Consider the following 20,558-nt stretch of genomic DNA (forward strand, 5'->3'; position numbering starts at 1 on the left):
TGCCCTGCAGCTCAGCCCGCCACGCAGATCTTGAGCATGTTGGTCCCGCCCGGGGCACCCATGGGTTCACCGCAGGTGATGGCGTAGACGTCACCTTTTTGCACGATGTTGCGGTTTTTCAGGTGGCGCTCCGCCTGTTCCAGCGCGGTGTCGCGGTCTGCGCTGGTGTCCATGAGCAAGGGACGCACGTTGCGGTACATGGCCATCTTGCGCTGGGTGGCGACCTTGGGGGTCAACGCATAAATGGGGATGCTGATGCTGTGCCGGCTCATCCATAGCGCCGTGGCGCCGCTGTCGGTCATCGCCACGATGGCTTTGGCGCCCAGATGGTGGGCCGTGAACAGCGCCCCCATGGCAATCGACTGGTCGATGCGGCCAAAGGTCTGGCCGGTGAAGTCGGCATCGAGCTGGTGGTCTTCCGCGGCCTCCGCCGCAGCGCAGATGGTGGCCATCTCTTCCACGGTTTCGAGCGGGTAGCGACCTGCAGCCGTTTCGGCGCTCAGCATCACTGCGTCGGTGCCGTCCAGCACGGCGTTGGCCACGTCACTCACCTCGGCGCGCGTCGGCACGGGGTTGGTGATCATGCTCTCCATCATCTGCGTGGCGGTGATCACGACCTTGTCCAGCTCGCGCGCCATGCGGATCATCTTCTTTTGCAGCGCGGGCACGGCCGCGTTGCCCACCTCCACCGCCAGGTCGCCACGCGCCACCATGATGCCGTCAGAGACCCGCAAGATGGCTTCGAGGTGCGGTATGGCTTCGGCGCGTTCGATCTTGGCGATCAGGCCGGGCTTGTGGCGGTACTCGGAGGCCGCCACATTGCACAGCTGGCGCGCCATTTCCATGTCGGTCGCGTTCTTGGGAAAGCTCACAGCCACATAGTCGGCCTGGAAGCTCATCGCCGTGCGGATGTCTTCCATGTCCTTGGCCGTGAGGGCCGGTGCCGTAAGGCCGCCACCCTTCTTGTTGATGCCCTTGTTGTTCGACAGCTCGCCACCCACCTTGACGGTGGTGTGCACCTCTTCGCCGCGCACGGCATCCACGGTGAGCACGATGAGGCCGTCGTTGAGCAGCAGCAGGTCGCCTGCCTTCACGTCACGCGGCAGCTCCTTGTAATCGAGCCCCACGCCATGGATGTCGCCCAGCTCGGTGCGTGATGCATCCAGCACAAACTGGGCGCCCGACTCCAGCAGAACCTTCCCCTCGGCAAACTTGCCCACGCGGATCTTGGGGCCCTGCAGGTCGGCCATGATGGCCACCTCGCGGCCCGCGCGCTGGGCGGCTGCGCGCACCGTGGCAGCGCGGTCAATGTGGTCCTGCGCCTTGCCGTGGCTGAAGTTCAGGCGCACCACATTCACCCCCGCACGGATCATCGCCTCCAGCAGTGCTGGGTCGCTGGAGGCGGGGCCCAGGGTGGCAACAATCTTGGTGGCGCGGCGGGTTGGCATGGTCTGTCTCTTTCTTCTGGGGATGTAATCGAGTTTCAATTTTCACACGAAGCGGTTACCACCGGGTTACCCGGGGAGTCAGCGCAGCTCCGACCGTCGTTCAGAGCAGGGGGTGTGACAGCAGATGGGCCAGCAAGTGCGCGATGATGGCGGCCTCCAGGCCGTGGCGCGCATAGAGCCAGCCCGCCACCAGGCCGAATGCGCTGTTGCCCGCCAGCACGAATGCCACCACCGGCGGGGTCAGTTCCCCGGCCATGGCCTGTGCGGCCGGCAAATGTCCCAGCGCAAACAGTACAGCACTGAGCAGCACCGCCGCTACCACCAGCGCATTGCCCGGACGGCCCTGTCCGCGCTGCAGCAACCGCCAGCCTACCCACAGCACAAGCGTCATCACGCCCCAGCGAACCAGCAGTTCTTCGGTGATACCCCCGTACAGCAGCTTGACCAGCAGAGGCATCACGCTCCCGGGGTCCGAAGGCTGCAAAGCCGCAGGCGCCACCAGCGCCAAGGTCCACAGCCACACAGCGCCAGCAACACCGCCCAGCGCGCCAGGCACCGCCTGGGCGCGCAGCGCAGGGCCGATGGACTCACCGGCGGCGCAGTACGCTGCAGCGGGGGCCCGCAGGCCTACCTTGGGTGCCAGCCACACGCCCGCCGCGACGCACAAGGCCAGCAGCACGGCGGTCTGCAGCCCGCTGAGCAGCACCATCGCCCACAGGGGCAGCGGCAGCAAGGCCTGGTTGGCCGCCAGCGGCGGCACAAGCGCCCACACCACCGCCACCACACCCGGCATGCCCAGCAGCCACAGCAGGGCGCCCAGGCGCCACCTGTGCTGGCTCATCGCATCAGCGCCTCGATCTCGTCAGCCTTCACCGGCACACCGCGCGTGATCAGCTCGCAGCCCGACTCGGTCACGATGGCATCGTCCTCAATGCGGATCCCGATGTTGTGGAACTGCTCGGGCACCCCGTCGGCAGGGCGCACGTAGATGCCGGGCTCGATGGTCAGCACCATGCCGGGGCGCAGGATGCGGCTGGGGCGGTTGGTGATCGTCTCCCCCGACAACGGGTCCTTGCGTTCGCTCACCTGGCCCACTTCGCCGGGCTCCACATAGCTGCCGCAATCGTGCACGTCCATGCCCAGCCAGTGGCCGGTGCGGTGCATGTAGAACTGAAAGTAGGCCCGCTTGTCGATCACGTCCTGCGCCGTGCCCACCTTGTTCTTGTCGAGCAAGCCCAGGTCCAGCATGCCCTGGGCCAGCACGGCCACGGTGGCGTCGTGCGGGTCCGTGAAGCGTGCCCCTGCCCGGGTGGCCGCCACGGCGGCGTCCTGGCTGGCCAGCACGAGGTCGTACAGCGCGCGCTGGGGCCCGGTGAATTTTCCGTTCGCGGGAAAGGTGCGGGTGATGTCGCTGGCATAGCCATCGAGTTCGCAGCCCGCGTCGATCAACACCAGCTCGCCGTCGCGCACTGGCGCGGCGTCGGCGCGGTAGTGCAGCACGCAGGCGTTGGCGCCCGCCGCCACGATGGAGCTGTAGGCCGGGTACTGGGAGCCGGCCTCGCGGAAGGCGTGCAGCAGCTCGGCATCGAGGTGGTACTCGCGCACATCCTCGCCTGCGCGCAGCATGCGGGCCGAGCGCTGCATGGCGCGGATGTGGGCCTGCGCGCTGATGGCGCTGGCGCGGCGCATGATGTCCTGCTCATGGGCGTCCTTCACCAGGCGCATCTCGTCGAGCAGCGTGCAAACGTCGTTCTGTTCTGCCGGGCAGATCGCGCCATAGCGCACCCGCCCGCGCACCACGTTGAGCCAGCCCTCCACCCGCGCCGCCAGGCCGGTGTGTGTGGCGAACGGGTACCAGACGCAGCCGGTGTTTTCCAGCAGGCGAGGCAGCAAGGTATCCATCTCGGCCATCGAATGCGCTGCATCCACCCCTAACGTGGCGGGCGCAGCGGCCGGGCCCAGGCGATAGCCGTCCCAGATTTCACGTTCCAGATCCTTGGGCTGGCAAAACAGCGTGCTGCGTCCGTCGTGCGTGAGCACCAGGCAGGCGCCAGGCTCGGTAAAACCGGTGAGGTAATAAAAGTAGCTGTCGTGGCGGTACAGGAAGTCGGAGTCGCGGTTGCGCGGGCGCTCGGGCGCAGTGGGGACGATGGCGATGCCGCCTTCACCGAGCAGGGAAGCCAGGCGGGAGCGGCGCTGTGCGTAGGGGGAGGTCTGTGGGCTCATCCACACATTTTGGGTCCATCCGCGACGCATGGGCCGGGCTGGGGGCCAATCTCCCTCGTGGTGTGCGGCGTTGCCGGGCAGCGCCACACCGCCCGGTAGCGCCCCGGACCGCTGCGCAAAGGCAGCGGTACAACCCGTGGCAGACTCTGGCCAGCCTTGGCACCGACCTGCCCCATGGTGGAAAAACCCGCCCCGCCCCAAAACCCATGCCCGTCCTGCTTCCAACCCTGCTGCACTTTTTTCTGGCCACGTTTTTGCCCATGTTGGGGCTGCTGCTGACCAGCGGCCTGGTGATTTATGCGGTGTACGTGCGCTGGATCGACCTGCCGCACAAGTGGCTGCTCGCCCCCCGTGCCGTCCAGGTTCTCATCGGCGTGGCGTTGCTGTGCAATGCATGGACGGGGGTGCGGCTCTATCTGGCGCACAGTGCGCAGCAGGCATGGCAGGACAGCGCCGGGGTCCGCGCCAGCCGCGAGCGGTTTGTGCTGCCGCAGGATTATCAGTATGGCGAGATCCTCATCCCCGCCGGCAGCCTCATCAACCGGAGCGACCCGTTCGACAAGGGCGAGCCCGGCCGACCGCTGGCACTGCACGGGCTGCAGGCCGTGCGCTTTGCGCAACCGGTAGAGATGGCAGGGGTGTGGGCCAGTGCGCTGCAGATCCTGCCTGCGCGGGTGGAGCTGGCGCAGGACCAGCACCTGGGCCCGGTGCACCGCTATGACAACGCCAGCCAGAGCTGGGTGCCGAACACCGTCATCTCGGGCCTAGCCTGCAAAAAAGGCCAGATTGCGCTGTTCCAGGTGCCCCATGTGCCCTACGACGTGCAGGCCGAGCTGGGCAAGCCCGCCCCCGACGGGCCGGATGCCCGATTTCTGCCCAGCCAGTGGCTGTTCCGCACTTGTGAGAACGGGCCGCCCATCACCCTGGAGCCCGCACACGCCACCACGGCACCTGCCGCTGCGCAATAGGGCAGTGCACCGACCGGGCTTACCGGTTCAGGTCCGCCAGACGCTCGGGTGTTCCCACGTCCGTCCACCGGCCGGTGTACAGCGATGCCGACACGCGTCCCGCATCCATCGCCCGGCGCAGCAAGGGGGCCAGCGCCGCCTTGACGCCACCGGGGTTGCCGCTGGCGATGTCGCACCAGGGCGGCGCGAACAGCTCGGCGCGCAGAAGGGCGATGGTGCTGTAGGTGTAGCGCGGCGCGGGGTCGTCGGCAGGCAGGTTCAAGGCCAGGCCCTGGGCCGACAGGCCAAAGTCACCCCGCGGGTTGTGTGCCGGGTTGGGCACCAGCCACAGATGGGCCAGCTGGCCGCTGGCAGCAAAGGCCTGCACCGCCGCGCTGTCAAAGACAAAGTCGGGGGCAAACACATCACCCGCCGCCAGCCAGAACACCGGGCCGAGACGGGGCAGCGCCCGCGCAATGCCACCGGCGGTCTCCAGGGCGCCGCCAAAGTCCACCCCTTCGTGAGAATATGAAATTGATAGCTGCTTGCGCTTATCCAGTAAGCCATGGAGCCCAAAAACACTTGAAAAGCGGTTGCTGATCTGCTCACCCAGCCAGGCGGTGTTGATCACCACCTGCTCCACGCCGGCTTGGCACAGCGCCTGCAGGTGCCATTGCAGCAGGGGCTTGCCGTGCACTGGCAACAGCGGCTTGGGCGTGTGGTCGGTCAGCGGGCGCATGCGTTCGCCCCGGCCAGCCGCCAGCAGCAGGGCGGGAACCGGGGGGTGCATCGGCGTGCTGGCGTTCATGCGGCCACCGCCTTGACTTCACCGCGCTGCAGCGCATGGCGCTCCACCGTGGTGGGCTCGAACAGGGCGAGCAGCGCGTCCATCAACATGTGCGCCTTGTCCGAATGGTCGGCGCCGAAGTTGCAGACATAGACATCCAGCGTCACGGCGCGCTGCTCGGGCCAGGTGTGCACACACAGGTGCGACTCGGCCAGCAAGACAGCCGCTGTCACGCCGCCCGGGCCATGGGCGGACGGCGGGAAACCATGCACCAGCTCCCCCACAGCCTGCAGCCCGGCCTGCACCACGGCATCCTTGCACGCGCGCCCCAGGGCGGCGGCGTCCAGCAGCCACGCGGGGGCGCAGCGGCAGCCATGGAGGTCAGCGGTCAGGTGCAGTCCTTGCATCGCCCGCACTGTAGTGCATCGCTGCTGCGCGCCCGCCACGCGGTGGCCAAATCGGGGACTCGGGAGCCGCCCCGGTAAAATGCCGGGTTTCCCCTGAACCCCCCACCTGAACCCATCCCCATGGCCAATACCCAGCAATCCCAACAGATGGCAAATGCGATCCGCGCATTGGCCATGGACGCCGTTCAACAAGCCAATTCCGGCCACCCCGGCGCCCCCATGGGCATGGCCGACATGGCCGTGGGCCTGTGGGCTCGCCACCTCAAGCACAACCCGACCAACCCGCAGTGGTTTGACCGCGACCGGTTCGTGCTGAGTAACGGCCACGGCTCGATGCTGCTGTACGCGCTGCTGCACCTGTCGGGCTACAACCTGCCCATTGGCGAGCTCAAGAACTTCCGCCAGCTGCACAGCAAGACTGCCGGCCATCCCGAAGTGGGCGTGACCCCGGGCGTGGAAACCACCACCGGCCCGCTGGGCCAGGGCATCACCAACGCCGTGGGCTTTGCGCTGGCGGAAAAGCTGCTCGCCGCCGAGTTCAATCGCGAAGGACATGCCGTGGTGGACCACAACACCTTTGTGTTCCTGGGCGACGGCTGCCTGATGGAAGGCATCAGCCAGGAGGCGATTTCGCTCGCAGGCGCGTGGAAGCTCAACAAGCTCGTCGCGCTGTACGACGACAACGGCATTTCCATCGACGGCCAGGTCCTGCCCTGGTTTGCCGACAACACCGCGCTGCGCTTTGTCTCGGCCGGCTGGAACGTCATTGGCCCCATCGACGGCCATGACGCCGACAAGGTGGCCGACGCCGTCGCCGAAGCCAAGAAGCAGTCCGAGCGCCCATCGCTCATCATCTGCAAGACGCACATCGGCAAGGGCAGCCCCAACCGCGTGAACACCGCCAAAGCCCATGGCGAGCCCCTGGGCGCTGAAGAGATCGCGCTGACGCGTGAAGCCCTGGGCTGGAGCAGCGAACCCTTCGTGATCCCTGAAGACGTGTACGCCAGCTGGGACGCCAAGTCCAACGGCCAGAAGGCCGAAGCCGCCTGGAACGACCGCTTTGCTGCTTACAGCAAGGCCTTCCCCGAGCTGGCCGCCGAGCTGACGCGCCGCATGAACGGCGACCTGCCCGCCAACTTTGCGCAAGTGGCCGTGGACACCGTGGTGGCCGCCCACACCAAGGGCGAGACCGTGGCCAGCCGCAAGGCCAGCCAGCTGGCGCTCGAAGCCTTCACTGCCGCCCTGCCCGAACTGCTGGGCGGCAGCGCCGACCTGACGGGATCCAACCTCACCAACACCAAGAGCACGCCCAACCTGCGCTTTGACATGCAGGGCGCCGTGGTCAAGACCGAAGCCGCGAATGGCGACAAGGTGGGTGGCCGCCACATCAACTACGGCGTGCGCGAATTCGGCATGGCGGCCATCATGAACGGCGTGGCACTGCACGGCGGCTTCATCCCCTACGGCGGCACCTTCCTGACCTTCAGCGACTACAGCCGCAACGCCATCCGCATGGCTGCGCTGATGAAGCAGCGCGTGATCCACGTGTTCACGCACGACTCCATCGGCCTGGGCGAAGACGGCCCCACGCACCAGTCCATCGAGCACGTGGCCAGCCTGCGCCTGATCCCCAATCTGGATGTGTGGCGCCCGGCCGACACGGCCGAGACCGCCGTGGCCTGGAGCGTGGCCCTGAGTAACCGCAACAAGCCCACTGTGCTGGCACTGTCGCGCCAGAACCTGCAGCACCTTTCCGCTTTGGCGCCCAAGCGCAACCTGGGCGACATCTCGCGCGGCGCTTACGTGCTGAGCGAGCCTGCCGATGTGGGCATCAAGAAGAAGCCCGTGGCCGTGATCATCGCCACCGGCTCCGAAGTGCAGCTGGCCCTGAAAGCCCAGCGCCTGCTGGCCGACAAGAAGGTGCCGGTGCGCGTGGTCTCCATGCCCAGCACCACCACCTTCGACCGCGAAGACGCCAAGTACAAGAGCAGCGTGCTGCCCGCCGGAGTGCCCCGCGTGGCCGTGGAAATGGGCGTGACCGACGGCTGGTGGAAATACGGCTGCGCCGCCGTGGTGGGCATCGACACCTACGGCGAATCGGCACCTGCGCCCGTGCTGTTCAAGCACTTCGGCTTCACCGAAGAGAACGTGGCGGCCACCGTGCTGGCGGTGTTGCGCCGCCGATAGAGACGGACGCCGAAGTACTGCTGAACGGAACGCACATGTGGGTACTTACAGAGGCTGCCGATTGGTTTGATCGTCAGCGCGGGGAAAGCGAACAGATTCTGGATCGCTGGGTGGAGGACTCGCAGTACTCCGTAGGATCCATGGTGGGAGCATCGGCGACCAAGGCACTGATGACCTTTGGCGGTGGCTTTGTCGACCTTCTGCGTCTGGGCGATGGTCTCAGACAAGGGACCCTCAGTGGAGCGGGAACTGATGCACTGCGTTTCGCTGCCGTCTTTCCCGTCGGCAAAGCCGTTAGTTTCCTGAAGACCACGAAGGGAATCACAGCCGCGCGATTCGTTGCCGACACCGGTGGTCCCAATTGTTTCTGGGTGGCATCTGCAAAGGCTTTGCGCCAATTGCATCACTCAACCAATGGCCGTTTGCTCGTGGGGGTCGAGGACCTGGCCAAAGCGCTCGGAATGCCGATGAACGCGCTTTGGACGATCCCGAATCTAGCGACCGGCATCGGATATCTGCAGCGGCTCGGCGCCAGAATTGGTGCTGTCACCAAGGTTGCCACTGCCCGAGACATCGAACGCTTGCTGCCCCGTGACGGCAGTGTACTCATGCTGGCAGTTCGGGTGGAGCAGGCCGGCAAGGTGATTGGCGGACACGCGATTTACGCGTTCCGCAACGCATTGGGCCAAGTGCGCTATATGGACCGCACCGTCGGCGGAAAATTCAGTGGTGCCATTCAAGGAACCTACAAAAGCATTGCCGAAATTGCGCCCATGTATGGAGCTTCTGCACTGGTCCCCTATGAAGCGGCGCTCATCCACAACTTGCTTGTGAAATCCGTGCTGCATGAAACACCCCGGCTGTTCATCCCTGTGCTGGGACTGATTGCCGAGGAGCGCGCCAGATGAACCCGGCCCAGTGCAGCGTGTGCGGCATACACGCAACCCAAGAGACCGGGGCGCGCAGGGGCGAGTGGCTTTCGTTTGCAGACTACCAACCGGCGGACGCTGCCATGTTGTCGCATCCGCAGGGACTCGCGTACTTTTGCTCGGAGCATTTGGCTTCCGCACACGCACTCAGGCATCTGACAGCGGATGAAGCAATTGTCCAGTTGCGTGAACAGACCCGGACTGAAGCCGTTTTGTGCGAAAGCACTTCACCTAAACCAGCCAATGGTGTGAGACGACTCATCCAGTGGCTCAAGGCGTGACACCAGCGCGCCTACTCAAATTGCGCCAGACCCTATTCATTTCACTACCCTGGAGAAAAGTATGACCATCAAGATTGGTATCAACGGCTTCGGCCGCATCGGCCGCAACGTGCTGCGCTCGGCCATCCAGAACTTCAGCGACATCGAAGTCGTGGGCATCAACGACCTGCTGGAGCCTGAGTACCTCGCGTACATGCTGCAGTACGACTCGGTGCACGGCCGCTTCAAGGGCACCGTGGCGGTCGAGGGCAACACCCTGATCGTCAATGGCAAGAAGATCCGCCTGACGCAAGAGCGCGACCCCTCCAACCTGAAGTGGAACGAAGTCGGCGCCGACGTGGTGATCGAATCCACCGGCCTGTTCCTCGACAAGGTCACCGCGCAAAAGCACATCGACGCCGGCGCCAAGAAGGTCATCCTGTCGGCCCCCTCCAAGGACGACACCCCCATGTTCGTGTTCGGCGTGAACCACGACACGTATGCTGGCCAGGCCATCGTGTCCAATGCCTCGTGCACCACCAACTGCTTGGCCCCCGTGGCCAAGGTGCTGAATGACAAGTGGGGCATCAAGCGCGGCCTGATGACCACCGTGCACGCAGCCACCGCCACACAAAAGACCGTGGACGGCCCGTCCAACAAGGACTGGCGCGGCGGCCGCGGCATTCTGGAAAACATCATTCCTTCGAGCACCGGCGCTGCCAAGGCCGTGGGCGTGGTGATCCCTGCGCTGAACAAGAAGCTGACCGGCATGTCCTTCCGCGTGCCCACGTCCGACGTGTCGGTGGTGGACCTGACGGTGGAGCTGGACAAGGCTGCCACCTACGAAGAAATCAAGGCCGAGATGAAGGCCCAGTCCGAAGGCGCCCTGAAGGGCGTGCTGGGCTACACCGAAGACAAGGTGGTGGCCACCGACTTCCGTGGCGACACCCGCACTTCGATCTTTGACGCCGACGCCGGCATCGCCCTGGACGGCACGTTCGTGAAGATCGTCAGCTGGTACGACAACGAATGGGGCTATTCGAACAAGTGCCTGGAAATGGTTCGCGTGGTCTCCAAGTAAACACACCTTGCGCGAACGCGGGGCAGGCCCCATGCTTGAGCGCGGTGCGCAACGGCAACCCTCTTCGTCGCGCACCCGGATGAGCGTTGAACAAGCGCTGACAGCAACTACCCTGTTCAAGCAGGTCGCCTGCAAAGGCGACCTGCTTTTTTTTTACGTGCCCCACACGCGGCGACGCGGAACACCCGGGATTCAACGGCTACCCACCGATTGCTCTGCGACTGAAGCCGTGGCCACTGGCACGGGCGCGGGTGCGGGTGCCTGCACGGGGGCGCTGGCGATGTGCACCGTGCGGGTAGGGAACGCAAACTCCACCCCCAAGGCCTTGAGCTCGCGCATCAGGCCGAGGTTCAATGCCTGCTGCATGTCCATGTAGACGCTGAAAGCCGGGTCTTCGACGATATAGACCACTTCGTAGTCGAGCGAGCTGGCACCAAACGCCTTGAAATGCGCGCGGTCAAAACGCAGTTTGGGGTGGGCCTCGATGAGCTTGCGCACGATACCCGGGATGGCCTCGGCCTGCTCGGGTGTGGTGTCGTAGGTCACCCCGAAGCCGAACACGATGCGCCGGCGCTCCAGCATGCGGAAGTTGCTGATGGTCTGCTTGAGCAGGTCGGTGTTCGACATCACGATCTGCTCGCCCTGCAGGCTCCGGATGCGGGTGGTCTTGAGGCCAATCACCTGCACCGTGCCCGACACACTGCCCACCACCACAAAGTCGCCCACTTCAAACGGCTTGTCCACTGCGATGGCAAGTGAGGCAAACAGGTCGCCCAGAATGTTCTGCACCGCCAGGGCCACAGCAATGCCGCCCACCCCCAGGCTGGCGATGAAGGCCGTGATGTTGACGCCCACGTTCGACAAGATAGCCAGCAGCACCACGCTCCACAGCAGCGTGCGCAGGCCCCAGGACATCAGCGTGGCCGATGCGCTCACCTGGGTCATGCCGGTGGAAGAGTGCCGTTGCACGTAGCGGCGCACGCCGATGCCGATCGCGCGCATTCCCCACAGCCCCATCTGCAATGCCACTGCCACAAACCACAACTGACTCAGGCGGCTCTCCCACCGACCGGGCAGGTCCAGCAGGCTGGCGCCCACAAGCAGCGCCACCACCAGCATCAGCGTGCGGCTCGTGCCCTTCAGCACATCCACCACCGTCATGGCCATGCCGCTTTGCGACTGCGTGGCCCATGCCTTGGCACGGCGTGTGATCAGGTACAGGGCCACCAGTATGGCCACATAGGTGGCGGTGGCGGCCGCTACGGCCACGAGAAGGCTCCACAACGGTATTCCGGCGAAGGTGGTCTCCTGAACCCAGGTGAGAAAGGTGGATGGCTGCATGCGGGGTGCTCTCCTCTTCGTTGTGCTGTAGCGGAAATGGCGGGGCGCGGGGCCAGAAAGGTCCGACCTTCGCGATGTGTGGATGGGTGGTGACTCAGCGCCTTGAGCGAAGCACCCGGACGGTGTCGCCCTCTGATCGAGACACCCGGCAAGTCAGAGTTCCCGAAGGAGGGGCAGACCTTGGCCGTCACACAGAGGCTCGGGCAACACACGCAACGGTTCGTAAGACATGCCCCACAGCCATACAGAGGCAGGGCCTACGCCTGTGGGGTGCGCACGCACCAACAATGCATCAACACCAGAACACCCCTGGCTGCCCGCCCGACACCTCGCGGCGGCATCTCCCACAACCTCCAGAGGAGTCCATCACACCATGCATTCATTCGCACCGATCCGTACCGCCGCAGCGGTCCTCGCACTGGGCGCACTGGCCGCCTGTTCCTCCACTCCGGCACCCACCGAGCAGATGGCCGTCAGCCGGACCACCGTGAACCGCGTGGCCTCAGCGCCTGCCGTAGCCACCACTGCACCGGTGGAGATGAGCCAAGCGCGTGAAAAGCTGATGCAGGCCGAAAAAGCCATGGTGGCGGAAGACTATGTGACGGCACGCCGTCTGGCTGCTGAGGCCGAAGTGGATGCGCGCGTCGCCGAGACCCGCGCTGACGCTGCCAGCAACGCTGCCAACCTCGCGCAGGTGCAAGACGGCATCCGCGCGCTGCAAGAAGAAATCAACCGCCGCTCGCCCCGCTAAGGGCGTGGGGCGCTTGCGCCCGCCCTGGCCTCGCCTCAGTCAGCCACTGCTGAGGCGCTGCGATTGCCCAGCATCCATTTCAAGGAACCACACACCATGCATCCTATTTTTCGCCGCACCACCGCCTTGTGCACCAGCCTGATTGCCGTCGGCCTTCTGGCCGCATGCGCCAGCACCACACCATCACCCGCGCTGGAAGAAGCCCGCACCGCAGTGAGCAGTGCCGCCGGAAATCCCGCCGTCAACCAGTATGCACAGCTGGAGCTCAAGCAGGCGACGGACGCCCTGGCCAGGGCCGACCGCGTCTGGGCCGACGACCGTGACACCGCTGAAACCAACCACCTGGCGTACCTTGCCCGCCAACACGCCGAGATCGCTACCAACACCGCCCGTGCACGCCAGCTGGATGCCAACATCAAGCAAGCGGGCAGTGAAGCAGACCGCATTCGCCTGCAGGCACGCACCGAGGAGGCCGACGCCGCCCGCCTGCGTGCCGAAGCACAAACCCGCAATGCCCAGATCGCCCAGCAGCAGGCCCTGAGCGCCGAGCAGCGAGCCGCACAACAGCAAGCCCAGGCCGCGGCGGCCATGGCCCAGGCCAGCGCAGCGCAAGACCGGGTGCGCGCCCTCGAGGCCCAGCTGCGCGACATGGAAGCGCAGCAGACCGAACGCGGCCTGCTGGTCACCCTGGGCGATGTGCTGTTTGCCTTCAACAAGGCCGAGCTGTCGGCCCAGGCTGGCCCGCGCCTGGACAAGCTGGCCAGCTTCCTCCAGCAGTTCCCCGACCGCAAACTGCTGATCGAGGGTTACACCGACAGCGTGGGTGGTGACAGCTACAACCAGGAACTGTCAGAACGCCGCGCCCAGGCCGTGCGTGATGCACTGGTGCAGCGCGGTGTGGACTCCAGCCGCATCACTGCACGCGGCTACGGCAAGGCCCACCCCGTTGCCGATAACGCATCACCCGAGGGCCGCGCCATGAATCGCCGCGTGGAGATCGTGATTGCGGATGACAAGGGAAACCTGCGCGGCAGATAAAGTACACCCCCCTGAGGCGCTGCGCGCCTTCCCCCCGCTCTCGCACCGCTGCGCGTTGCGGGCAGGGGGACGCCGCCATCGCTCGCTAGCGAAGCGCCGCCCGTGCGGCTTGGCGGCCCTTGCGCGGCGGCCACTGGCTTGAGCCACGCCGGTTTCTGCGGCCTATATCAACAAACCAGTCAAAGACCGCGCCGCTTACGCGGCGCGGTCTTCAAACGTTTCGGTGTCCACTTCGCGCGCGCTCTGGGCGTTGTAGCGATTGCCCACCACCGTGCGCTCATTGATCAGCGCCCCCAGACGCTCCATGGTGGCCGCATCCAGTCGCACGTTCACGGCACCCAGATCGTCGTGCAGATGCTCCACGTTCGTGGTTCCTGGGATGGGGATGATGTGCTCGCCTTGGTGCAGCAGCCACGCCAGGGCCAGCTGGGCGGGTGTGCAGCCCACATCGCGTGCAATCGCCTGGTAGCCCTCGAGCAGCGTCAGGTTGACGGCATAGGCATCGGGCGCGAACCGGGGCATGGCGCGGCGGATGTCCTTGGCGTCCAGGGTGGTGACGTCCTTAAGTTCGCCGCACAGGAAACCCCGCGCCACGGGGCTGAAGGCCACAAAGGCCACGCCCAGTTCGCGGCAGGCGTCGAGCACGGCGATCTCGGGGTTGCGTGTCCACAGCGAATACTCGGTCTGCAGCGCCGCGATGGGGTGCACCGCGTGGGCACGGCGCAGGGTCGCGGCGGACACTTCAGACAGCCCAATGCTGCGGATCTTGCCCGCGCGCACCAGGTCGGCCAGCGCGCCCACGCTGTCTTCAATGGTCACGTTCTTGTCCCAGCGGTGCAGGTAATACAGGTCGATCACATCGGTCTGCAGGCGGCGCAGGCTGTCCTCGCAGGTCTGGCGCAGGGTGGCGGGGCGGCCATCGATCACGCGCACCAGCTTGCCATCGCCGTTCACATCCACACCCTGCATGCCACATTTGCTGGCCAGCGTGAAGCGGTGGCGGTGCGGCTTCAACACACGCCCCACCAGATTTTCGTTGGCGCCAAAGCCATACAGCGTAGCGGTGTCGAACAGCGTGACGCCCGCATCCAGCGCAGCCAGCAGCACTCGCTCGCCCTGCTCGGCGGACACCGGCGCGCCGTAGGCGTGCGAGAGGTTCATGCAGCCCAGGCCAATGGCCGAGACGGTGAAAGGTCCAAGGTTTCTTTGTTGCATGCCGCAAGCTTACGGCAAGCGCAACCAGACACCCACGGCGATCCAGCACCGTCCGTGACAGGCCCTGCCCGCCATTGCATGGACAATCTGCGCATGTCTGGCACACCGTCTCACTCACACCCTTCGTCCCTGAGCCCCGTGCTGATTGCCGGCGGCGGCATCGGTGGCATGGCCACGGCCCTCACCCTGCACCAGATCGGCGTGCCCTGCGTCGTCTTTGAAACCGTGCCCGAGCTGCAACCGCTGGGCGTGGGCATCAACCTGCAGCCCAATGCCGTGCGCGAGCTGCACGACTTGGGCTTTGGCAACGAGGTGCTGGACACCATTGGCCTGCAGGCGCGCGAATGGGCGCTGGTGGGGCGCAACGGCAACGAGGTGTACGCAGAGCCACGCGGCCTCGCGGCGGGCTACCACTGGCCGCAGTATGCGGTGCACCGGGGGCAGCTGCAGATGATGCTGTACCACGCCGTCAAGGCGCGCCTGGGCGACGCCGCCGTGCAACTGGGGCAACGCGTGGTGGGCTACCGGCAGGATGCGAACGGCGTCACCGCCATCGTCGAGACACGCGATGGAGACAAGCGCGAAGTGACGGGATCGCTGCTGATTGCCGCCGATGGCCTGCACTCGGCCGTGCGGGCGCAGATGCACCCCACGCAGCCACCCATCCAGTGGGGCGGCGCCATTATGTGGCGCGGCACCACACCGGGGGTGCCGGTGCGCACGGGCGCTTCGTTTGTGGGCGTGGGCTCGCTGCGGCACCGCGTGGTGTTCTACCCCATCACGCCGCCCGACCCGGCCACGGGCCTGGCCACCATCAACTGGATTGCCGAGATCACGGTGGACAACCAGGGCGGCTGGCAGCAAGGCGACTGGAACCGGCGTGTGGCGCTGGAGGAATTCGCTCACCACTTTGACGGCTGGAACTACAGCTGGCTCGACGTGCCCGCCATGCTGCGCGGCGCCACGGACATTTTTGAGTACCCCATGATCGACCGCGACCCCGTGCCCACCTGGGTGGACGGCCGCGTGGCGCTGCTGGGCGATGCGGCGCACGTGATGTACCCCGTGGGCTCCAACGGTGCCAGCCAGGCCATTGTGGATGCGCGCGTGCTGGGGGCGCAGTTGCTTGCGCATGGCGTGGGACCGCAGGCGCTGCGCGCCTTTGACGACAAGCTGTGCAAGGACATCTCGGCGCTGGTGCTGCGCAACCGGGGCTCTGGCCCCTTTGGCCTGCTGGGGCTGGTGGACGAGCGCTGTGGCGGGGTGTTCGACCACATCGACGACGTGCTGCCGCGCGAGGAACGCGAAGGCTTCATGGCCCGCTACAAGGCGGCGGCGGGGTTTGCGATCGAGACGCTGAATGCGGCGCCGCCCACCATTGCACCGGGGCTGCGCGTGACCATGGGCTGACTCGCCATGGGCGCGCATCGTCGCGCACAGGCGGAGTGGGCCGGGTCGCACGAGTCCCCTCAATATCAATTTGATAGCTACCAGCGCTTACTGGATAAGCGCTAGAGGCCTATTTGACCCCAAATCAACCGGCGTTCAACTGCTGTTCCAGCTGGTGCAGCACCTGGTAGCACGCCAGCACCCGGCCTACGCTGGCGTTGGGTTCGCGGCCTTCTCGGATGGCGGCAAAGAACTCGCGGTCCTGCAGTTCGATGCCGTTCATCGACACGTCCACCTGGCTCACGTCGATCTTCTCGTCCTTGCCGTTGTACAGATCGTCGTAGCGTGCCAGGTAGGTGGCGGTGTCGCCGATGTAGCGGAAGTACGTGCCCAGCGGCCCATCGTTGTTGAAGGAGAGCGACAGCGTGCAGATGGCGCCGTTGGCGGCCTTGAGCTGGATGCTCATGTCCATCGCAATGCCCAGCACGGGGTGGATGGGGCCCTGGATGGCGTTGGCCTGCACGATGGGGCTGCCCGCCTGGTAGGCAAACAGGTCTACCGTGTGGGCAGCGTGGTGCCACAGCAGGTGGTCCGTCCAGCTGCGGGCCTGGCCCAGCGCGTTGGTGTTGGTGCGGCGAAAGAAGTACGTTTGCACATCCATTTGCTGGATGTTGAACTCGCCCGCCTGGATCTTCTGGTGCACGTACTGGTGGCTGGGGTTGAAGCGGCGGGTATGGCCGCACATCGCCACCAGGCCGGTCTGCTTTTGCAGCGCCACCACCTCTTCAGCACCCTTCAGGCTGTCGGCCAGCGGGATCTCGACCTGCACATGCTTGCCCGCCTTCAGGCAGGCAATGGTCTGCGCGGCGTGCATCTGCGTGGGCGTGCACAGGATCACGGCGTCCACCTCGGGCAGGGCCAGGCTGTCGGCCAGGTCGGTGGTGACATGGCCGATGCCGTACTTGTCGGCAACTTCCCGTGTCTTGGCCAGGTCGCGGCTGATGAGGGAGACGACCTCCACGCCGTCGATGTTCTTGATGCCGTCCAGGTGCTTAATGCCGAAAGCGCCTGCGCCTGCGAGGGCGACTTTGATGGTTGCATTGCTCATGTCAGTGGTTCTCCAGAATCAGATGGCCCACGGCCGTGTTGCTGGCGGGCACGTGGAAAAAGCGGTGTTTCACGGTGGGTGCGGGGCCGCCGGCCACGTCGGCCATGGCGCCGCGGGCAATGAGCCACATCACGAGTTCGATGCCTTCGCTCCCCGCTTCGCGCACGTATTCGATGTGCGGCACCTTGGCCAGCTCGGCGGGCTCGGCGATGAGGCGGTCGAGGAACCTGTTGTCCCACTCCTTGTTGATGAGGCCGGCGCGCGGGCCCTGCAGCTGGTGGCTCATGCCACCTGTGCCCCAGATCTGCACCTTGAGCGGTGCGTCGAACGACTCGATGGCGCGGCGGATGGCCTGGCCCAGCGCAAAGCAGCGCTGGCCGGACGGCACGGGGTACTGCACCACGTTGACGTGGAAGGGAATCACCTTCACCGGCCACGCCTCGGGCGAGCCGAACAGCAGGTTCATCGGTACGGTCAGCCCGTGGTCCACCTGGAGATCGTTGACGATGGTGAGGTCAAAGTCCTGCTGGATGACCGACTGCGCGATGTGCGATGCCAGCTCGGGATGGCCCATGACCTTGGGCACCGGGCGCGGGCCGTAGCCTTCGTCGGCGGGCTCGAACTCGGCGGCGGTGCCGATGGCAAACGTCGGGATCACGCCCAGGTCGAAACTGGTGGCGTGGTCGTTGTAGACCAGGAAGACCACGTCAGGCCTGTTTTCCTCCATCCACTTCTTGGAGGGTTCGTAGCCCGCAAACAGAGGCTGCCAGTAAGGCTCGCCGGTCTTGCCCAGGTCGATGGCGGCGCCGATGGCGGGTACGTGCGAGGTGTAGACCGATGCGGTAATGCGGGCGTGGTCTGCGGCTGGCGCTGCATCGGACGGGGCCGACTGCTGCGCAGCGTGGTCGCCCAGGATCTGCGCGGCCAGGGCTTCCTGATGGGTGAGCTCCCACTCCTTCCACGCCTGGGATTGCGAGGCCGGGCCCTGCGCGTTGCCGCCCTCGCCCAGGTAGCGGTTGCCTTCAGCGCTGCGCCCCCCGGCAATCATCATGTCGCGGTACTGCTGCTCGCTCATGCCGGTCATGCTGCCCGCCATCTGCTGGAACGACAGGCCATCCGTCGCGCCCAGCTTGGCCAGAAAGTAGATGTTGCCGCCGGTGCGCATGGCCCAGTTCAAATCGCGTGCGCGCACTGCCGCGCGCTGCTCGTCGGTCATGGGCCATTCGGCCAGGTAGGCGTCTTCGTCGGCCTTGAAGCGCGCGCGGTTCTCGGCCTTCATGAGGCTCATGCAGAACTGGTTGAGCCAGTAGCCCTTGCGGCTCTGGTCGGCGTCGAAGATGGTCGTGCCGGGCACGTTCTTGTAGGGTTTGTCCAGGGCCATTTCAGATCTCCTCGGGCCAGTACAGGCGCATGGGGTTGGTGACAAGCAGTTTGTGCTGCAGCTCCGCCGTGGGCGCAATGTGGGGAATAAAGTCCACCAGCAGGCCATCGTCGGGCATGTGGTCCTTGAGGTTGGGGTGCGGCCAGTCGGTGCCCCACAGCACGCGGTCGGGGAACTCCGCAACCACCTTGCGGGCGAACGGCACCACGTCCTGGTAGGCATTCTGCTCGCCACCCAAAGCCTTGGGGCCAGTCACGGAGAGGCGCTCGGGGCAGCTCACCTTGCTCCAAACGTTGGGGTGTTGGCGCATGAATTTCAGGAACAGCTCGAACTCGGGGCCGTCCACCGGCTTGCTCACATCGGGGCGGCCCATATGGTCCACCACCACGGTGGTCGGCAAGGCGGTGAAGAAGTCCCACAGCTCGGGCAGGTCCACCGCCTCGAAATAGATCACCACATGCCAGCCCAGCTTGGCGATGCGCGCGGCAATCTCCATCAGCTCGTCCTTGGGCGTGAAGTCCACCAGGCGCTTGACGAAGTTGAAGCGCACGCCCCGCACACCGGCGTTGTGCATGGCCTGCAGCTCCTCGTCGGTCACCGAACGCCTGACGGTGGCCACACCACGCGCCTTGCCGCCGGAATGCACCAGCGCATCGACCATGGCGCGGTTGTCGGCCCCGTGGCAGGTGGCCTGCACCACCACGTTGCGCGCAAAGCCCAGGTGGTCGCGCAGCGCGTACAACTGCTGCTTGCTGGCGTCGCAGGGCGTGTACTTGCGCTCGGGCGCGTACGGGAACTCGGCGCCCGGGCCGAACACGTGGCAGTGGGCGTCCACGGCGCCTGCGGGCACCGTAAAGCGGGGCTGGCTGGGGCCGGCGTACCAGTCCAGCCAGCCGGGGGTTTTGGTGAAGCCTTCGGGTTGGGTGAATTCGCTCATGCTGCGTGCTCCTTGCTCGCTCAGTCGAGAGAAACCTTCGCCTGGCGGATCACCTCACCGAAACGCTGGCTCTCGTCCTTGACGAACTGGTTGAACTGCCCGCGTGTGGTGGGGAACTGCTCGTAGCCAAAGGTCTTGAACTTCTCGGCCACGTCGGGGCCGGTCAGGGCCTGCTCGATGTCCTTGCGGATCTTGTCGACCACGGCAGCGGGCAGGCCGGGCGGCACGGCAATGGCATTCCAGCCCGTGACGGCAAAGTCCTTGGGGCCACCCGATTCAGCCACGGTGGGCACATCGGGGAACTCGGCCGAGCGCTGGGGCCCGGCAAACGCCAGCAGGCGCAGCTTGCCCGCGCGGTGCAGCGGGCCTGCGGTGGCGGCGCTGCCCAAAGCGAAGTCGATTTCACCGGTGGAGACCGAGGTGTAGAGCTGCGTGGTCTCCTTGAAGATCACATGTTCCATCTGCGCGCCGGTGGCCGATTCGAACAGCTCCGAGCCCAGGTGCACCGGGTTGCCCACCGACCAGCTGCCGTAGTTGAGCTTGCCGGGGCGCGCCTTGGCGTCGGCCATGATGTCGCCCACCGACTTGTACTTGCTGCCCGTGCCCACGGTGAAGAAGAAGTGCGTCTTGAACAGCGGCAGCAGCGTGTCGAAGTCCTTGGCCACGTCGTAGGGCAGCTTCTTGAACAGGCTGGGGTAGGCGGCCAGGTGCACGTTGTCCAGAATCAGCAGGTCGTGGCCGTCCTTGGCGCCGCGCTTCCAGGCGTCGATGGCGATGAAGCCGTTGCCGCCAGGGCGGTTTTCCACGATCACGCCCGTACCCCAGGTACGCGAGAGCTTGTCGGCCACCAGGCGGGCCACGCCATCGGGGCCACCGCCCACGGGGAAGGGGCTGATGATGCGCACCTGCTTGGCGGGGAACTGCTGAGCGGCAGCGAATTGGGGCGCCAAAGCTGCGGCTGCGGCCACGCCGAATGCCATGGACAACGTGCGGCGGAGACGGAAAGAGGAAGACACAGAGAACGTCATGGAATACAGAATCAGAAAAAAGAAAATTGCTATGAAATTAATAGCTGTTAGCGCTTATTGAATAAGCGCTAGAGGCCAAAAAGACTTAAAACCGGGGT

18 protein-coding genes and 1 pseudogene are annotated in these 20,558 nt (G+C 65.6%); 7 read left to right on the plus strand and 12 right to left on the minus strand.

What is annotated here, in order from left to right; genetic code table 11:
- Positions 1–11: 11 nt before the first annotated feature.
- From pyk to AAFF19_RS00920, 3 genes are all read right to left on the minus strand, one after another.
- Positions 12–1,448, minus strand: a complete 1,437-nt coding sequence (gene pyk / locus AAFF19_RS00910) for a pyruvate kinase (RefSeq protein ID WP_008902968.1) — start codon at positions 1,446–1,448, stop codon at positions 12–14.
- Positions 1,449–1,548: 100 nt separating this feature from the next.
- Positions 1,549–2,289, minus strand: coding sequence for a CPBP family intramembrane glutamic endopeptidase (locus AAFF19_RS00915; protein WP_182119986.1), 741 nt, complete (start codon positions 2,287–2,289; stop codon positions 1,549–1,551).
- Complete coding sequence (locus tag AAFF19_RS00920) at positions 2,286–3,674, minus strand: aminopeptidase P N-terminal domain-containing protein (protein ID WP_182119985.1); 1,389 nt, start codon at positions 3,672–3,674, stop codon at positions 2,286–2,288. Before AAFF19_RS00920 ends, AAFF19_RS00915 begins: the two co-directional genes overlap by 4 nt.
- Positions 3,675–3,880: 206 nt before the next feature.
- Here AAFF19_RS00920 and AAFF19_RS00925 point away from each other — a divergent pair, with 206 nt between their 5' ends.
- On the plus strand, positions 3,881–4,642 hold the full coding sequence (locus AAFF19_RS00925) for a hypothetical protein (protein ID WP_182119984.1): 762 nt from the start codon (positions 3,881–3,883) through the stop codon (positions 4,640–4,642).
- A gap of 19 nt (positions 4,643–4,661) precedes the next feature.
- On the opposite strand, the gene AAFF19_RS00930 is transcribed toward AAFF19_RS00925, so the two are convergent.
- Both AAFF19_RS00930 and AAFF19_RS00935 read right to left on the minus strand, forming a co-directional pair.
- Entirely contained in the window at positions 4,662–5,429 is a 768-nt protein-coding gene (locus AAFF19_RS00930; RefSeq protein ID WP_182119983.1) for a nucleotidyltransferase family protein, read from the minus strand.
- Positions 5,426–5,815 carry an S-adenosylmethionine decarboxylase gene (locus tag AAFF19_RS00935; protein WP_182119982.1) on the minus strand — a complete coding sequence of 130 codons (390 nt, stop codon included), beginning with the start codon at positions 5,813–5,815 and terminating at the stop codon, positions 5,426–5,428. The genes AAFF19_RS00930 and AAFF19_RS00935 overlap by 4 nt, the downstream gene beginning before the upstream one ends.
- A 120-nt stretch (positions 5,816–5,935) precedes the next feature.
- On the opposite strand from AAFF19_RS00935, the gene tkt reads away from it, so the two are divergent.
- From tkt to gap, 3 genes are all read left to right on the plus strand, one after another.
- The gene (gene tkt / locus AAFF19_RS00940) at positions 5,936–8,002 is read left to right on the plus strand and encodes a transketolase (protein ID WP_182119981.1); all 2,067 of its coding nucleotides are present in this window, start codon (positions 5,936–5,938) and stop codon (positions 8,000–8,002) included.
- 35 nt (positions 8,003–8,037) lie between these two features.
- Positions 8,038–8,910, plus strand: coding sequence for a hypothetical protein (locus AAFF19_RS00945; RefSeq protein ID WP_008902961.1), 873 nt, complete (start codon positions 8,038–8,040; stop codon positions 8,908–8,910).
- 363 nt (positions 8,911–9,273) lie between these two features.
- Entirely contained in the window at positions 9,274–10,272 is a 999-nt protein-coding gene (gap, locus tag AAFF19_RS00950; RefSeq protein ID WP_008902959.1) for a type I glyceraldehyde-3-phosphate dehydrogenase, read from the plus strand.
- Between the two features lie 192 nt (positions 10,273–10,464).
- Here gap and AAFF19_RS00955 read toward each other — a convergent pair whose 3' ends face one another.
- The gene (locus tag AAFF19_RS00955) at positions 10,465–11,613 is read right to left on the minus strand and encodes a mechanosensitive ion channel family protein (RefSeq protein WP_182119979.1); all 1,149 of its coding nucleotides are present in this window, start codon (positions 11,611–11,613) and stop codon (positions 10,465–10,467) included.
- 373 nt (positions 11,614–11,986) lie between these two features.
- Between AAFF19_RS00955 and AAFF19_RS00960 the strand changes: the two genes are divergently transcribed.
- Together AAFF19_RS00960 and AAFF19_RS00965 are read left to right on the plus strand one after the other, a co-directional pair.
- On the plus strand, positions 11,987–12,364 hold the full coding sequence (locus tag AAFF19_RS00960; protein WP_008902957.1) for a DUF4398 domain-containing protein: 378 nt from the start codon (positions 11,987–11,989) through the stop codon (positions 12,362–12,364).
- 96 nt (positions 12,365–12,460) lie between these two features.
- The gene (locus AAFF19_RS00965) at positions 12,461–13,402 is read left to right on the plus strand and encodes an OmpA family protein (RefSeq protein WP_182119978.1); all 942 of its coding nucleotides are present in this window, start codon (positions 12,461–12,463) and stop codon (positions 13,400–13,402) included.
- A 195-nt stretch (positions 13,403–13,597) separates the two neighbouring features.
- Here the strand turns inward: AAFF19_RS00965 and AAFF19_RS00970 are convergent, their stop codons facing one another.
- Positions 13,598–14,617: an aldo/keto reductase gene (locus AAFF19_RS00970; RefSeq protein ID WP_182119977.1), complete on the minus strand. Its 1,020-nt coding sequence runs from the start codon at positions 14,615–14,617 to the stop codon at positions 13,598–13,600.
- Between the two features lie 93 nt (positions 14,618–14,710).
- Here AAFF19_RS00970 and AAFF19_RS00975 point away from each other — a divergent pair, with 93 nt between their 5' ends.
- On the plus strand, positions 14,711–16,027 hold the full coding sequence (locus AAFF19_RS00975; RefSeq protein WP_182119976.1) for a flavin-dependent oxidoreductase: 1,317 nt from the start codon (positions 14,711–14,713) through the stop codon (positions 16,025–16,027).
- 124 nt (positions 16,028–16,151) lie between these two features.
- Here AAFF19_RS00975 and AAFF19_RS00980 read toward each other — a convergent pair whose 3' ends face one another.
- From AAFF19_RS00980 to AAFF19_RS01000, 5 genes and pseudogenes are all read right to left on the minus strand, one after another.
- The gene (locus AAFF19_RS00980) at positions 16,152–17,114 is read right to left on the minus strand and encodes a Gfo/Idh/MocA family oxidoreductase (RefSeq protein ID WP_182119975.1); all 963 of its coding nucleotides are present in this window, start codon (positions 17,112–17,114) and stop codon (positions 16,152–16,154) included.
- Position 17,115: 1 nt separating this feature from the next.
- Positions 17,116–18,027: a class III extradiol dioxygenase subunit beta gene (locus tag AAFF19_RS00985; RefSeq protein ID WP_050813774.1), complete on the minus strand. Its 912-nt coding sequence runs from the start codon at positions 18,025–18,027 to the stop codon at positions 17,116–17,118.
- Positions 18,028–18,126: 99 nt separating this feature from the next.
- A pseudogene (gene ligA / locus AAFF19_RS00990) lies at positions 18,127–18,603 on the minus strand (protocatechuate 4,5-dioxygenase subunit alpha); the annotation flags it as partial.
- The gene (locus tag AAFF19_RS00995) at positions 18,497–19,432 is read right to left on the minus strand and encodes an amidohydrolase family protein (RefSeq protein WP_182119973.1); all 936 of its coding nucleotides are present in this window, start codon (positions 19,430–19,432) and stop codon (positions 18,497–18,499) included. The pseudogene ligA and the gene AAFF19_RS00995, both read right to left, overlap by 107 nt.
- A 20-nt stretch (positions 19,433–19,452) precedes the next feature.
- On the minus strand, positions 19,453–20,460 hold the full coding sequence (locus AAFF19_RS01000) for a tripartite tricarboxylate transporter substrate binding protein (protein WP_182119972.1): 1,008 nt from the start codon (positions 20,458–20,460) through the stop codon (positions 19,453–19,455).
- Positions 20,461–20,558: the final 98 nt, after the last annotated feature.

The organism is Acidovorax sp. FHTAMBA (assembly GCF_038958875.1).
Classification (GTDB): domain Bacteria; phylum Pseudomonadota; class Gammaproteobacteria; order Burkholderiales; family Burkholderiaceae_C; genus Acidovorax.

Coding starts and splice junctions, on each gene's coding strand:
- pyk (WP_008902968.1), bottom strand. CDS start 1,448: ATGCCAACCCGCCGCGCCACCAAGATTGTTGCCACCCTGGGCCCCGCC.
- AAFF19_RS00915 (WP_182119986.1), bottom strand. CDS start 2,289: ATGAGCCAGCACAGGTGGCGCCTGGGCGCCCTGCTGTGGCTGCTGGGC.
- AAFF19_RS00920 (WP_182119985.1), bottom strand. CDS start 3,674: ATGAGCCCACAGACCTCCCCCTACGCACAGCGCCGCTCCCGCCTGGCT.
- AAFF19_RS00925 (WP_182119984.1), top strand. CDS start 3,881: ATGCCCGTCCTGCTTCCAACCCTGCTGCACTTTTTTCTGGCCACGTTT.
- AAFF19_RS00930 (WP_182119983.1), bottom strand. CDS start 5,429: ATGAACGCCAGCACGCCGATGCACCCCCCGGTTCCCGCCCTGCTGCTG.
- AAFF19_RS00935 (WP_182119982.1), bottom strand. CDS start 5,815: ATGCAAGGACTGCACCTGACCGCTGACCTCCATGGCTGCCGCTGCGCC.
- tkt (WP_182119981.1), top strand. CDS start 5,936: ATGGCCAATACCCAGCAATCCCAACAGATGGCAAATGCGATCCGCGCA.
- AAFF19_RS00945 (WP_008902961.1), top strand. CDS start 8,038: ATGTGGGTACTTACAGAGGCTGCCGATTGGTTTGATCGTCAGCGCGGG.
- gap (WP_008902959.1), top strand. CDS start 9,274: ATGACCATCAAGATTGGTATCAACGGCTTCGGCCGCATCGGCCGCAAC.
- AAFF19_RS00955 (WP_182119979.1), bottom strand. CDS start 11,613: ATGCAGCCATCCACCTTTCTCACCTGGGTTCAGGAGACCACCTTCGCC.
- AAFF19_RS00960 (WP_008902957.1), top strand. CDS start 11,987: ATGCATTCATTCGCACCGATCCGTACCGCCGCAGCGGTCCTCGCACTG.
- AAFF19_RS00965 (WP_182119978.1), top strand. CDS start 12,461: ATGCATCCTATTTTTCGCCGCACCACCGCCTTGTGCACCAGCCTGATT.
- AAFF19_RS00970 (WP_182119977.1), bottom strand. CDS start 14,617: ATGCAACAAAGAAACCTTGGACCTTTCACCGTCTCGGCCATTGGCCTG.
- AAFF19_RS00975 (WP_182119976.1), top strand. CDS start 14,711: ATGTCTGGCACACCGTCTCACTCACACCCTTCGTCCCTGAGCCCCGTG.
- AAFF19_RS00980 (WP_182119975.1), bottom strand. CDS start 17,114: ATGAGCAATGCAACCATCAAAGTCGCCCTCGCAGGCGCAGGCGCTTTC.
- AAFF19_RS00995 (WP_182119973.1), bottom strand. CDS start 19,432: ATGAGCGAATTCACCCAACCCGAAGGCTTCACCAAAACCCCCGGCTGG.
- AAFF19_RS01000 (WP_182119972.1), bottom strand. CDS start 20,460: ATGACGTTCTCTGTGTCTTCCTCTTTCCGTCTCCGCCGCACGTTGTCC.